Here is a 13,674-nt window from a genome sequence, read left to right on the forward strand (position 1 = left end):
GCCCTCTGCTTCCCGAAGCGCGCCCGGAGGCGCGCCGTGCGGGCAGTCTTACAGCGCGGTCACGTCACCCGCGGCCAGACCCTTGGCGGTTTCCTGAATCTCGAAGGAAACCTTCTGGCCTTCGGCCAGGGTCTTGAAGCCCGAACCGTTGATCGCGGAGAAGTGCACGAACACGTCCTTGCCGCCATCATCGGGGGTGATGAAACCGAAACCCTTGCTCTCGTTGAACCACTTAACAACACCGGTATTCACAACTACTTACCTCATCATGTAACTAAAGAAACGTGATTGCGGAACGCTACCAACAGATCAACGGGAGCACTGGTCCAGAAAACTGGGGACTTCCTTGGAGTTGCTGCTAACCGCGAATCACGTTTCCGACTATACGCTCCTGTGTCGGCAAAAGCCAATGGGGTGCGATGAAGTTTTTCTGTCAGCGCCGGCCGGTCAGGCGCGCATACTCTTCGGGATCGTTGAGTGCACGGATGTCCACGAAGCTTCCGGACGGCTGTTCGCGCAGCCGTGGCAGTACGTCGAGGATGTCGCGTGCCGCGGTTTCCGGATCCGGCATGGTGCGGGTGCCGCGCGCGGCCTTCAGCCGCTGCAGGGCGGTGAAGGTCTCGCTGTCGGCCTCCTCGCACAGGTAGTCCTGCATCGCGGTGTCGATCAGACCCGGTGCCAGCGAATGCACCGGCACGCCGGGAAATTCGTGCGAGTAGAGTTGCATCAGCATGTTCAGCGCGGCCTTGGACAGCGAATACCCGCTCCAGCCGGCATTGCCGAACACCGCCGCCCCCGAGGAGATGGCGACGATCTGGCCGACCGCGATCTCGCGCGTCAGCAGACGATCCAGGATCACCTTGTTGGCAAACGTGTTCACGTCCATCAGCAGGCGCAGTTCGTCCATCGGCGCGTCCGGCATGCGCTGGATGTGTCCGAGCAGGCCCGCGTTCAGGATCACGAGGTCCAGACGGGTGACGCCCTGCAGCAGCCGGTCCATGGCCTCCGGGATGGCGTCAAAGTCCGCCAGGTCGATCTGTGCGTCGCCGGCGACCCCGTCGTCCGGACAGCCACGGCGGCTCATGCCGTAGACTGACGCGCCGTCGGCGGCGAGGACCCGGGCGAGTCCGAGGCCCAGGCCGCTGGAATTGCCGGTAATCAGTGCCGATTGCGGAGTGGTCGATGTCATGTCTGCTCCTCGCTGATTGGTTCCATCCAGGCGTACTCGGCCTCCACCACGTTGCCGCTCCCGAGGTGCCGCATCTGCCGGCACAACCGGTGCACCAGGGTCAGGCCGCGCCCCCACAGCCTTTCGTCGCTCTCGCCCTCGAGAGCCCGCCGCACCCGTTGGTGGTCGAAGCCCGCGCCACTGTCGCGCACACGGATGCGCACGCAGTGCCAGTCGTCCGTGCGGCGGTAGCGCAGGTTGATGCCGATGCGCCCTTCCAGGCGCTCGAGTCCTTCCTGGCGCAGGCGATAGTACTCGGCAAAGCCTTCCGCGGTGGCCTTCATCTCGGAAGACAGGCCCAGCACGCCGTGTTCGAAGGCATTGTTGCAGAGCTCGGCGACCACCGTCTGCAGGGCCTGAACGTGTTCGCCGGGCTCCGGGAACCAGCGCCGGAGCTGCTGCCGGGCCTCTTCCGCGACGTCCACGCGGGCCAGCTCGGCCCCGGCGGCCTCCATGGACCAGCGTCGGTTGCCGGTGGTGTCCGGGGGGGCCGCGACACCGGTTTCCAGCACGACCTCGGGGGCGCAGGTGATCGCGACCGCGGTGATGTCGTCGGCCGGTGACGCATCCCCCATGTGCCGTGACAGGGCATCGCCCAGCCGTGCGATCCGCTCCGGTGGGGGCTCCGGATGGCACAGACAGGCATGCAGGCGTGCCTCGCCGAACGGTTCACCGGCGGTGCCTTCCTCTTCCAGAACCCCGTCGGTGACGATCAGCAGGGTCTCGTCGGCGGCGATGGCGTGACGCCGGGGGCCGCTGTCCAGCTCCAGCCGGGGCAGGATCCCCAGCGGCATCGCCTGCGAGGGCAGGCTGCGCAGTTGTCCGTCGCCGCCGCACAGCAGGGCATCCGGCAGGCCGCCGTTCCAGGCGGTCAGGGTTTGCCCGTCGGGCTCAAAGGTGACCAGCACGGCGCCCATGAACATCGACGGTGGCAGAAAGCCGTGGAGCACGTGGTTGAGCTCGAAGACCAGTTCGGTGTCGCCCACGCCTTCGCGCGTCAGTGTATGGAAGGTCTCCGAAACCGGATAGGTGCCGATGGCCGCAGCCAGGCCATGCCCGGTGAAGTCCCCCACCAGTACGCGCAGGCCGCCGTCCGGGGTGAAGTCCGACAGCACCACGTCGCCGCTGAAGGTGGCGGCGGCCCACTGGCGTACGTGCAGCCGTTCGTCGCCCACATTGCGTCCGGTGATGGCGCGCGAAAACACGCTCTCCGCGGTCTCTTCCTCCCATGCCTGGCGCGCCCGGGCCCGGTCCAGGGCCTCGTTGCGCTCGCGCAGCCCGTGATGCAGATCGCGCAGGCGCTCCATGGCGTGGATCTTGGCGCGCAGCACCGAGAGGTTGAGGGGCTTGCTGAGGAAGTCGTCGGCACCGGCGCGGATGCCGCGCAGCAGGGAGTCCTCGTCGTCCAGGGCGGTCAGCATGATTACCGGGATGAAACGGTCACCGCACTCGTGCTTGATCTGCCGGGTGGACTCGAAGCCGTCCAGCCCCGGCATCATCACGTCCATCAGGATCAGGTCCGGGGGGGCGTTGCGTGCCTGCTCCACGGCCTGGTGGCCGTCGGTCGCCTCCTCGGTGTCGTAGCCGGCGCCGGTCAGCATCATCTTCAGCAGGCGCCGATTGTGCTTGTCGTCGTCGACGATCAGCACACGCCCCTCGCCGGACGCCAGCGGCACGCTTTCGGGGGAGGCGCTCACGGACGTCACTCGATGGTGAACAGGCGACCGAAATTGGCGATGTCGAGCACCTTGCGCACCCCGCCGGACGCCCCGACGATGCGCACGTCGGCGCCATCGCCGCCGGCGTGTTCCCGCAACAGCAGCAGCATGCCCAGCGCGGAGCTGTCCATGTACTCCGTCTGCGACAGGTCGATGACGTAGCGCATGCCGGCGCCGCGGGTCTCGCGGTAGGCGCTGCGGAAGTCCTGGTGCTGGTCAAAATCAAAGCGACCGTGGATGGCGATGCGCAGTTCGCTGCCGTCCGTCGATGTGCGGGTCTGGATGCTCATGCGGTCTCCGTCGGGAGTTTTTCGGGGGTCAGAAGAGTTCAACGTCGCCGGTGTCCAGGTTTTCCTGATTCACGGCGCGATGATGACGGTTCTGGCGATCCTCGCGCCAGGCGCGCACGCGCTCGGCCATCGCGCGGGCATCGTCGGTGGAGCGTGCCTCGTGGAGGATCCCCTGCAGTTCGTGCAGATGGGCCAGGGCGTCTTCGGCGGTGCCCAGGGACTGGCGCGCGATGTCCTCGAACTGCAGCGAACGAACCGCGGTGGCGACCGCCTGGTTCATGCGATCGGTCAGCTCCGCCTCTTCCCGCAGCCGGTTTTCCATGTCCTCGGTGGCCTCGCGGGCGTATTCGAACAGCGAGCCGACGCGCTCCTTCTCTTCCATGCTGTCGCTCATGTCGCGCGAGGCCATGGCGTGGACCGTGTCGTGCACCTGGCGGATGCTGCGGCGCGCCTCCTCGATCTGCTTGCGGATGTCCTCGTGGAAGGTGGCCGAGCGCTTCGACAGGTTGCGGACCTCGTCGGCCACCACCGCGAACCCGCGCCCGGCCTCGCCGGCCCGTGCGGCCTCGATGCTCGCGTTCAGCGCCAGCAGGTTGGTCTGGTCGGCGATCTCGCCGGCACTGTCCAGCAGCTTGAACACCCCGTCCATGTGCTGGTTCATGTCCGACATGTGGTGCGCGCTCTCCACGCTCTGCCGGCTGACCTCCACCAGGGTGTCGATGAACATCTGTAGGGTCTCGTCTGACTGGCGGGTCAGGTCGCGCAGGATCTCCGGCTGGGATTTGCCTTCTTCCCCGGCGCTATTCTGGCTCGCCAGATCGGAGCTCATCAGCTCCTGCTGGCGTTCGGAGATCTGGTGCATGTCGCTGAAGCTGTCTCCCAGTTCCTTCACCGCGTTCTCGATCAGTCCCTTCTGCCGGGTGATCTCCTGATCGATCTGGTCCAGTTCGAAGCGCATCGCCTGGTCGATCTCGTCGGACAGTTCCGCGCCGCCGGCCACCCGCTGGGCAGCCTCCTGTTCGCCGTGGCGGGTGGCGTCCGCGTCCGGGGTGTGCCACAGGGTGACCACCAGCGCGGCCCCCAACAGCAGGGGCACCACCAGCAGGCTGGCCGCCGCGGCTGCTCCGGCCAGCCAGACGCCGCCAATGCCGGCCAGCAGGGTGGCTACCAGGGCGATCGCCAGGCCCCGCTGCAGCGGTGGATGCGTCAGACGTTGTTTCCAGTCATTCATGACGTGTCTCCTCCGTTGGCGACGGCGCGGGCGGTGTCGCGATGATCGTCCAGCAGTGCGTCGGCAATGCGCCCCAGCGGCAGAACCTGTACGGCCGCGCCGCGTTCCACGGCCTCGCCGGGCATGCCCCAGACCAGACTGGTGGCCTCGTCCTGGGCGATGGTGTGGGCTCCGGCCTCGCGCAGCGCCAGCAGCCCGCGGGCGCCGTCGTCGCCCATGCCCGTCAACAGCGCGGCCACGGTGTTGGAACCGGCGGACTGTGCGGCGGATTCGAACAGTACGTCCACGCTGGGCCGATGACGGTTCACCGGGCCCTGTCCGTCCAGCCGGCAGACGTAGCGCGCACCGTCCCGCTCCAGGCGCAGGTGATAGTCCGTGCCGGGTGCCACGAACACATGCCCCGGCATCACAACGTCCCCGTCCTCGGCCTCCTTCACGCGCAGCGCGGTGCTGCGGTCCATGCGTTCGGCGAAGGCCTGGCTGAAGCCTGCCGGGATGTGCTGGGTGATCACGATCCCGGGTGCGTCCGGTGGCAGTCCCATCAGCACCTCCTTGAGCGCCTCGGTGCCGCCGGTCGACGCGCCCAGCGCGATGACGCGGTCGGTGGTGCGAAAGCGCCGGGTCCCGCCGCCGGCGCTGGCCCGGGGGGACGGCGTCGGTCCTTCGGTCGGCGTACTGCTGCGAGCCTGCACGCGAATGCGCGAGGCCGTGCGGATCTTCTCGATCAGGGCGTCCGCGTAGGCCTCCATGGCATGCGCCACGTCGGTCCCCGGCTTGGTCACGAAATCCACCGCCCCCAGCTCCAGTGCCTGGAGGGTGACATCCGCGCCCGCCTCGGTCAGCGAGGAGACCATGACCACCGGCATGGGGCGCAGGCGCATCAGATTGCGCAGGAACGTGATGCCGTCCATCTTCGGCATCTCCACGTCCAGGGTGAGCACGTCCGGGTCGTGCTGCTTGATCTTCTCGCGGGCGTCGTACGGATCGGCCGCGGTTTCCACCACTTCGATATCCGGCGCCTGATCGAGGATCCGTGCCAGCAGCTTGCGGATCAGGGCCGAGTCGTCGACCACGATCACACGGATGGGGCGGGCCTGCGTTGTGCTCATTCGAACAGCTCCACGTCGCCGGCCAGGTCCTCGCCTTCGAGGCGGCGGCGGTAGTCCTGCTCGCGTTCGAGCAGGGTGTTGTTGTGCAGGGATACGAGCTTTTTCAGCCGCACCCGTCCGGAGGCAGGGAAAAACACGACCTTGCGCGGCCACGGGCCGCCCACGTCCTCGGCCAGAATCTCGAGCCCTTCTTCGCGCGCGTAACGACGCAGAAACGCGATGTTGCGCGCGCCCACGTCACTCATGCCGGCCATTACGCGCCCGCCCCCGAACATCTTGATGCGCAGATCGTCGCGCTCGGCGCCCAGCTTGAGCAGCTCGTTCACCAGGAACTCCATCGCGTGGGTGCCGTAGCGCGTGGCATTGGAAACCGCCGGCCCCCAGCCGCTGTCGCGTTCGCCCTCCGGCAGCATGAAATGGTTCATGCCGCCCACCCCCGCCTTCGGCGACCATACGCAGGCCGACACGCAGGAGCCCAGGACCGTGGTGATCAGTTCCGCGGAGGACACCGAAACGTAACATTCCCCGGGCAGCAGTTTGGCCGCCGGGGCATTATTCATGCGATCCCAGTAGCGGTTGATGTGCGCGAAGGCACCATCATGCAGCTCGGGCAGCGCGCTCATGGCGAAACCCTCCGGTACAGCGTCTGTTCCAGCAGGCGGAACGCGTCGGTCACCCGGTACAGCGACTCGGAGTGGCCGATGAACAGGTAGCCACCCGGGCGCAGGATGGTCGCGAACCGTTCCACCAGCTCCTTCTGGGTCGGCTTGTCGAAATAGATCAGCGTGTTGCGGCAGAAGATCGCGTCCAGCGGCCCGCGGATCGGCCATTCATCGAACAGGTTGAGCTGGCCGAAACGCACCATGGCCTGCAGTTCGTCGCGGATCCGTACCTTGTCCTGTTGTGCCCCCTTGCCGCGCAGCAGCCAGCGCCGCTGGCGTTCGCGGGCGATCCCCGTAATGCGGCTGGCATCGTAGATGCCGGCATCGGCGTGGGCGACCACGCGCGAGTCCACGTCGGTGGCCAGGATGCGGGCCGCATCGGTGGAGCCGGTCGCATCGGCCAGGGTCATCGCGATCGACCACGGCTCTTCCCCGGTGGAACAGCCGGCCGACCAGATCTTCAGCGGTCCGTCCGGGTTGGCGCGGCGCATCTCCTGCAACACCGATCCCTCCAGCATCTCGAAGTGGTGCGGCTCGCGAAAGAACGCCGTGAGATTGGTGGTGAGGGCATTGATGAACTCTTCGAGCTCGGCCTCGTCGCCACCCTCGACCCGGTCGAGATATTGTTCGAAGCGTTCCAGGCCCAGCGCCCGCAGCCGCCGCGCCAGACGGCTGTAGACCAGTTCCCGCTTGCTCTCGTTGAGCGTGATCCCGGTGCGTTCGCCGATCAGGCGGGCGACGCGCCGGAAATCGCGGTCGCTCAGGTTCTCGTAGCGGGCCATTCAGCAAGGGTTCCTCACGGTCTCAGAAATCTTCCCATTCTTCGTTGCTGGTCGCCGCGGCCGGCTTGCGCTCGGGTGCGGACTTGCGGGCCTCGGCCCGCGCCGGTGCCGGTTGCGGCTTGCGTTCGGGGGTAACCTTCGGCGGCGTGCCGGCGGCCCCCTGAGAGCGCTTGAAGAAGGCCATCAGTTCGAGCAGTTCGCGGGCCTGATCGTCGAGGGACTCGGAGGCGGAAGCGGCCTCCTCGACCAGGGCGGCGTTCTGCTGGGTGACCTCGTCGAGCTGGGAGACGGCCTTGTTGATCTCGTCGAGCCCGGTGGACTGCTGCTCGGAGGCGGCGGCGATCTCGGCGATGATGTCGGAGACCTTCTTGACCGAGTCGACGATCTCTTCCAGGGCCTTGCCGGAGGCGTCGACCAGTTTGGTGCCCTCGTCGACCTTTTCGACGGAGTCGGAGATCAGGGACTTGATCTCCTTGGCGGCCTGGGCGCTGCGCTGGGCGAGGTTGCGGACCTCGGTGGCGACGACGGCGAAGCCGCGGCCCTGTTCGCCGGCGCGGGCGGCCTCGACCGCGGCGTTGAGGGCGAGCAGGTTGGTCTGGAAGGCGATCTCGTCGATGACGCCGATGATGTCGGAGATCTTTTTCGAGGACTGGTTGATCTCGCCCATGGCGTCGACGGCCTTGCCGACGACCTCGCCGCCCTCGGCGGCCTTGTCGCGGGCGGCGACGGCGAGCTGGTTGGCCTGTTTGGAGTTGTCGGCGTTGGATTTGACCGTGGAGGTCATCTCTTCCATGGAAGAGGCGGTTTCCTCCAGCGAGGAGGCCTGTTCCTCGGTGCGCTGGGAGAGGTCGGTATTGCCCTGGGCGATCTCGGAGGAGGCCGAACGCACGTTGTGGGCCCCTTCCAGGATCTGGCCGACCAGCCGGTCCAGATTGTCCATGGTGTCGTGGATGGCATCGCGAAACTCCGCGAACTCGCCCTGGAAGTCCCCTTCCATTCGCGCGGTCAGGTCGCCCTCGGACATCGCCTGCATTACGCGCGAACCTTCGCGCAACGGCGGTACCACGGCGTCCAGAAGACCATTGATCTTTTCACCGACGACCCGGGTGAAGCCGCTGTATTGCTCGGGGTCCAGGCGTTCGCCCAGATTGCCGCTGGCCGCGTTCTCGATCAGGGATGCGATTTCTTCTTCAGCATGGCGCACTTCCGTGACGTCCTGCCACTCCAGCATGTTGCCAGCGTAGTTCCCGCGAGCGTCGATGATCGCCGTCGCGTTGATGCGGAACCGCAGATCATCCAGGGCAATCTCGGCTTCATGCGGCAGGCGCTCCGGGTTCTGCAGGATCGAGCGCTGATGTGCGGGGTTTTCGTGGAACTGGTCAATCGACTGGCCCACCAGATTCCGCGGATCGAAGCCCGCGAAATGCCGGGCAAAGGTCGCCTGATGGCGCTCGAACATGCGCTGTACCGCCTGGTTGGCGAAGGTGACGTTCATGTCCTCGTCGCACATCATCAGGGCCGCTTCGGCGCCATCGATGGCCGCGGCGAAGCGTGCGCGTTCACGCTCGGCGCGATTGAACTCGGTGGTGTCGCTCCATTCCACCATGTTGCCCCGGTAGTTGCCCTCGTCATCCACGACGGCGGTGGCCTTGAGCTGGAACTCGATTCCGCCCACTTCAATATTCGCGGTCCAGGGCAGGCGATCCGGGTTCTGCAGGATCGCCCGCTGGTGCGCCGGGTTCACGTGGAACTGATCGATCGACTGGCCCACCAGGTTCTCCGGATCGAAATCGGGGAACCGCTGCCGGATCTGTTGCTTGCGTTCGGTCAGCAGGTCCACGACATGCTGATTCGCATATATGATGTTCATGTCCGGGTCGCACATCATGACTGACATGCGCGAACCCTCACATGCGGCGCGCATGAACTCGCCGTCGAGCCGTTCTTCGGAGGCGTTGGCGTTCTGCGTTTTTTCGGCCATGGTGCTGTCCTCGCTGGAAGCTTGTTGCGGAGTTTCGGTGCGGGCGGATCCGGTGTTCTTGCGGCTGCGGCTCTTCGCCGGTGCCTTGCGGCGCGCGGGGCGGGCTTCGCCCTCGGCGGCGTCGCCGGGATCACCGGGATCACCGGGATCGCCGGTGTCGTCGGACCCGGATGCCTCGCTCTGCGGTGGCTCGTCCGAGGGCCCGGACCGGGCTTCGTCGCCGTCGTCCATCCAGCCCAGCGGATCGTTGCCCAGTTTGTTGCGCTTGCGTGTGCTCATTGCGTGTCCCGTCGTTCAGGCCGTTGCCGTCGCCGTTTCCATCAGGTCCCCGGCGAGGGCCCTGAAGTCCCCGGCGGCGCGATGCCGGGGCTGATATTCGAAGATCGTCTGGCCGAAGCTCGGGCTCTCGGCCAGCACCACCGACTCGCGGATGGTGGTTTCCAGCAGTTGCGAGCCGAAGTGCTCGCGGATCCGGTCGCGCACCTCGCGGGCGTGGCGGCGCTGTTCCATGAACCGCGACAGCACGATCCATTTCGGCCGCGAACCGCCCAGGCGCTCCTCGATGCCGTGCAGGATGCGCATCAGCCGCGACAGCCCGTTAAGCGAGAGGAAGTCGCCGGCCACCGGGATCAGCATCTCGTCGGCGGCAATGATCGCGTTCATGCCCAGCAGGCCGGCCGATGGCGGACAGTCGATCAGCACGTAGTCGAACGGCTCGTCCATCGCCGCCAGTGCGCGCTGCAGCCGCCAGCCGCGTTGCGCGCCGCCCTCGTTCAGGTTTTCCACTTCCTGCAGATGCTCGCCGGCGGCGACCACCTTCAGTCCGTTGCCGGCCTCGCTGAAGGCGTCCTGCATGCGCGCCTCGCCGTGCAGCACCCGGTCCAGCCCGGCGGGGTCCTCCAGGCCGAAGGCCATGGTCAGGTGCCCCTGCGGATCCGCGTCGATCGCCAGCACGCGGTTCCCGGCCAGTGCCAGCGCGTGCGAAAGGTTCAGCGTCACCGTGGTCTTGCCGACGCCGCCTTTCTGGTTGATGACCGCGAACGTGCGCATGGGTCGTTGTGCCTCAAGCGCCCTGTTCTTCCCGGATCGCGTCTTCGCTGGCGATCAGGCCGGGGCCGAGCAGGGTGTCGATGTCCAGCACCAGGATCATCTTCTCCTCCACCGTGGCCAGCCCGCGCACGAAGTCGATGCCGATGCGGGTGCCGAAATCCGGGGCCGGCTGCAGGTTGTCGTCGCCGATGCTGTACACCTCGGAGACCGCGTCCACCACGATGCCCATCACCCGTTCGCGGTCCTCGCTGATCACCCGCAGCATGATCACCACCGTGGTGGGGCCGTACTCCAGCGGCTCCATGCCGAAGCGCAGGCGCATGTCGATGATCGGCACGATCATGCCGCGCACGTTGATCACGCCGCGGATGTAGTCGGGCGTGTTGGGCAGCGGGGTGGGGCGTTCCCAGCCCTTGATCTCCTGCACGCGGAGGATGTCCACCCCGTATTCCTCGTCGGCCAGGATGAAGGTCAGGTACTGGTCCTCCCCGGCGGTGGCCGGGTCCTGGATGGACTGGGTCGCGTCGTTAGCCATTGCGTTGGACTCCATTGGTGATCATGCGGCGCGGGTGTCGTGTCCGGCGGCCATCCGGGCGATGCCCGCAACGTCCAGGATCAGCGCCACCTGGCCGTCGCCGAGAATGGTGGCCCCGGCTGTCCCCGGCACCCGGCGGAAATTGGTTTCGAGCGTCTTGATGACGACCTGCTGCTGCCCCAGCAGGTCATCCACCCGCAGGGCCACGCGCTGGTTGTCCGCCTCGGCCACCACCAGCAGGGCCCGATCCGGCATCGGCGAGGGTTCGGCCTGGCCGAACAGGGCCGCCAGGTCGACGACCGGGATGTATTCGTCGCGCAGGCGATACAGCGGCAGCTTGCCGAAGGCCTGCTTCACGTTCTCGGGTTCCGTCTGCAGTGACTCGACGATCGCGATCAGCGGGATCACGAAGGTCTCGTCGTGGATCTTCAGCAGCTGGCCGTCCATGATCGACAGGGTCAGCGGCAGGCGAATGGTGATCCGCGAGCCCCGGCCCGGCTCGGAATGCAGTTCGATGTTGCCGCCGAGGCTGCGGATGTTCTTCTTCACCACGTCCATGCCCACGCCGCGGCCGGACAGGTCCGACAGCTTCTCCGCGGTGGAAAGCCCGGGCTCGAAGATGTACTGCAGGATCTCGTGCGGTTCCGGATTCTGGTCCGGCCGCAGCAGACCGGCGGCGCGGGCCTTCTCCAGGATGCGGTCGGAGTTCATCCCGCGGCCGTCGTCGCGGATCTCGATCACCACGTTGCCGCCGCGATGGTAGGCCTCCAGCGTGACCCGGCCGGTGGGGTCCTTGCCGGCCGCGCTGCGCTCGTCGGGCATCTCGATGCCGTGGTCGATGGCGTTGCGCACCAGGTGCACCAGCGGATCGCCCAGGTGCTCCAGCACGGTCTTGTCGATCTCGGTGAGCTCGCCCTCCATCTGCAGGTCGATCTGCTTGCCGAGCTGGCCCGAGAGGTCGTGGACCAGGCGGGGGAAGCGGTTGAAGACCTGCGCGATCGGCACCATGCGGATGCCCATCACGCTTTCCTGCAGCTCGCGGGTATTGCGCTCCAGTTCGGCCAGCCCCGAGCGCAGGCGCTCGATCTGCTGCTCCACGCGCGCGGGGTCTTCTTCCATCTGCTCGCTGATGTCGGTGAGCATCGACTGGGTGATGACCAGCTCGCCGACCATGTCGATCAGGGCGTCGATCTTGGCGGCGTTGACCCGCATGGAGCTGGATTCGGTCGGTTTCGAGGCCGCGCGTGCGGGCGCCCCGCCCGCGCCGTCCTCACCGCCGGGGGGCGTGGATTCCGGGCCGGAGCCGTTCGGGGCCGGGTCCGCCGGGGGGTGCGCTCCGGTGCTGTCGCCGGCGGTTTCGAGCGGTTCGATCGTCAGGTCGCATTCGTCCTCGACCCATTCGAAGACTTCCTCGACGTCGGCACGCTCCGCGTCGCCGCGCAGTTCCAGGGTCCAGGCGAGGTAGCTGGCCTCCGGGTCGTAGCCTTCGAGCGTCGGGGGCAGGCCCTCCGCGTCGCAGTGCACCGTCAGCTCGCCCAGCTCCTCCAGTACTTCGAACATGCGCAGCGGGTCGTTGCCGGTGCGCAGGAGGTCGGCGTGCGGACGGAATTGGATGCGCCAGCCGCGAGGTGTGCCGTCGCCACTCCCGGTCGTGCCGCCGGATGCGGCGTCATCGCCGTTTCCGCCGGTCTCCGGTGTCGGGGTGTCCTCACCCAGTGTGGCCTCGATCAGGGCGCGTACCTCGGCCGCCTCGGCCGGGTCGGCTTCGCCACCATCGCGGGCCGCCTGCAGCTGGCCGCGCAGCACGTCCACCGCGCGCAGCAGCAGATTCACGATCTCCGGGGTGGTCTCCTGCTGACCGTTGCGCATGCGGTCCAGCAGGGTCTCCATGCCGTGGGTGAATTCGGAGATCGCGCTGAACCCGAACGTCCCGGCGCCACCCTTGATGGAGTGGGCCGCACGGAAGATCGTGTGCAGGGTTTCCTCGTCGCCGGCGTTGAGCGCCAGCAACTCGGTCTCCATGTGTTCCAGCCCCTCGAAGCTTTCTTCGAGGAAGGCCTCGGTGAACTGGGACATATCCATGGACATGGCTAGCGCAGGACCTTGTTGACGGTGCTCATCAGCTTTTCCGGATCGAACGGCTTGACCAGCCAGCCGGTGGCGCCGGCGGCCTTGCCTTCCTGCTTCTTCTCCGGGCCGGCCTCGGTGGTCAGCACCAGGATGGGCGTGAACTTGTAGTCGGGCAGCTTGCGCAGCTCGCGGGTCAGCTCCAGTCCGTCCTTGCCGGGCATGTTCACGTCGGTGATGACCAGATCGGCCTTCAGCCCCTGTGCCTTGCTCAGGCCGTCGTTGCCATCCCGGCCCTCGGTCACGTCGTGACCGGCCTGCTTGAGCGCGAAGCTCACCATCTGTCGCATCGAGGACGAGTCGTCCACCACCAGCACCTTGGCCATTGCGTGCCCCCTGTTATTCGATTGTCTTGTTCATGCGGGCGACCCCGGGTCCGGTCGTGTGACCTGCAGCAAGCCGTGTGCCAGGGTCGCCGTCGCATTCTCCGAAAAACCTGTACAAGGACTGTACAGCAAACTCGGGGTCCGTCACAGAATTTAACGGGCCCCGGAGGAAAAACTTGAGCCGAGCGGTTCCGCTCCGCGGAAAAACGACCAAATCTTGACACTTCCTGTGCAACCGGAAAGGCTTTGTGTCCTGCTGCCGTCAGGATCCCGGCGGGTTCGCGGAGTCCTGCACGTGGCCCTCCAGGCCCAGGCGCTGCAGGCCGCTTTCCAGGGCGGGGCTGACGGGATCGAGTGTCATGGGCTGGCCGCGGCGTTCGGCTTCCCGGCGCAGCATCGCCAGCAGCTGCAGGCCGGCGGTGTCGGTGTCCCGGACGCCCTGACCGTCCAGCCGCAGGGGCTGGCCCTGGTCCAGGGTCTGGCGCGCGGCTTCGGTCAGCGCCTCGACGGCGTCAATGCGCAGGCGTTCCGGCAGTTCGGTGGCGGGCTGTTCGTTGGTATTCATGCGGGCTCCTGGTTCATGCTGCGAGATGTCGCGTGAGGGGCGTTCCTGTCTGTGTCGGCATCGGGACGCA

Annotated in this window: 14 protein-coding genes; all 14 read right to left on the minus strand. The window is 66.9% G+C overall.

What is annotated here, in order from left to right; genetic code table 11:
* Positions 1-48: 48 nt before the first annotated feature.
* The gene (locus F620_RS0103075; RefSeq protein ID WP_018868787.1) at positions 49-252 is read right to left on the minus strand and encodes a cold-shock protein; all 204 of its coding nucleotides are present in this window, start codon (positions 250-252) and stop codon (positions 49-51) included.
* A 181-nt stretch (positions 253-433) separates the two neighbouring features.
* Positions 434-1,189 carry an SDR family NAD(P)-dependent oxidoreductase gene (locus F620_RS0103080; protein WP_019569410.1) on the minus strand — a complete coding sequence of 252 codons (756 nt, stop codon included), beginning with the start codon at positions 1,187-1,189 and terminating at the stop codon, positions 434-436.
* Complete coding sequence (locus F620_RS0103085) at positions 1,186-2,925, minus strand: SpoIIE family protein phosphatase (protein ID WP_019569411.1); 1,740 nt, start codon at positions 2,923-2,925, stop codon at positions 1,186-1,188. The genes F620_RS0103080 and F620_RS0103085 overlap by 4 nt, the downstream gene beginning before the upstream one ends.
* A gap of 5 nt (positions 2,926-2,930) precedes the next feature.
* Positions 2,931-3,236, minus strand: coding sequence for an STAS domain-containing protein (locus tag F620_RS0103090; protein ID WP_018868784.1), 306 nt, complete (start codon positions 3,234-3,236; stop codon positions 2,931-2,933).
* Positions 3,237-3,264: 28 nt separating this feature from the next.
* Positions 3,265-4,467, minus strand: coding sequence for a methyl-accepting chemotaxis protein (locus F620_RS0103095; protein ID WP_019569412.1), 1,203 nt, complete (start codon positions 4,465-4,467; stop codon positions 3,265-3,267).
* Positions 4,464-5,576 (minus strand): chemotaxis response regulator protein-glutamate methylesterase, encoded by a 1,113-nt coding sequence (locus F620_RS0103100; RefSeq protein WP_019569413.1) that lies wholly within the window; start codon positions 5,574-5,576, stop codon positions 4,464-4,466. The genes F620_RS0103095 and F620_RS0103100 overlap by 4 nt, the downstream gene beginning before the upstream one ends.
* A complete protein-coding gene (gene cheD / locus F620_RS0103105; RefSeq protein WP_019569414.1) occupies positions 5,573-6,199 on the minus strand; it encodes a chemoreceptor glutamine deamidase CheD in 627 nt (208 codons plus the stop codon). Before cheD ends, F620_RS0103100 begins: the two co-directional genes overlap by 4 nt.
* Entirely contained in the window at positions 6,196-7,020 is an 825-nt protein-coding gene (locus F620_RS0103110; RefSeq protein ID WP_019569415.1) for a protein-glutamate O-methyltransferase CheR, read from the minus strand. Before F620_RS0103110 ends, cheD begins: the two co-directional genes overlap by 4 nt.
* A gap of 22 nt (positions 7,021-7,042) precedes the next feature.
* Positions 7,043-9,280 carry a methyl-accepting chemotaxis protein gene (locus F620_RS0103115; RefSeq protein ID WP_019569416.1) on the minus strand — a complete coding sequence of 746 codons (2,238 nt, stop codon included), beginning with the start codon at positions 9,278-9,280 and terminating at the stop codon, positions 7,043-7,045.
* 15 nt (positions 9,281-9,295) lie between these two features.
* Positions 9,296-10,051 carry a ParA family protein gene (locus tag F620_RS0103120; protein WP_019569417.1) on the minus strand — a complete coding sequence of 252 codons (756 nt, stop codon included), beginning with the start codon at positions 10,049-10,051 and terminating at the stop codon, positions 9,296-9,298.
* A 13-nt stretch (positions 10,052-10,064) separates the two neighbouring features.
* Entirely contained in the window at positions 10,065-10,586 is a 522-nt protein-coding gene (locus tag F620_RS0103125; RefSeq protein ID WP_018869624.1) for a chemotaxis protein CheW, read from the minus strand.
* Positions 10,587-10,607: 21 nt separating this feature from the next.
* Positions 10,608-12,674: a chemotaxis protein CheA gene (locus F620_RS0103130; protein WP_026300891.1), complete on the minus strand. Its 2,067-nt coding sequence runs from the start codon at positions 12,672-12,674 to the stop codon at positions 10,608-10,610.
* 2 nt (positions 12,675-12,676) lie between these two features.
* Positions 12,677-13,039, minus strand: coding sequence for a response regulator (locus tag F620_RS0103135; RefSeq protein ID WP_018869626.1), 363 nt, complete (start codon positions 13,037-13,039; stop codon positions 12,677-12,679).
* A gap of 262 nt (positions 13,040-13,301) precedes the next feature.
* The gene (locus F620_RS0103140; RefSeq protein WP_019569419.1) at positions 13,302-13,604 is read right to left on the minus strand and encodes an STAS domain-containing protein; all 303 of its coding nucleotides are present in this window, start codon (positions 13,602-13,604) and stop codon (positions 13,302-13,304) included.
* Positions 13,605-13,674 lie beyond the last annotated feature (70 nt).

Source organism: Thioalkalivibrio sp. ALE11 (assembly GCF_000381205.1).
In the GTDB taxonomy this organism is placed as follows: domain Bacteria; phylum Pseudomonadota; class Gammaproteobacteria; order Ectothiorhodospirales; family Ectothiorhodospiraceae; genus Thioalkalivibrio.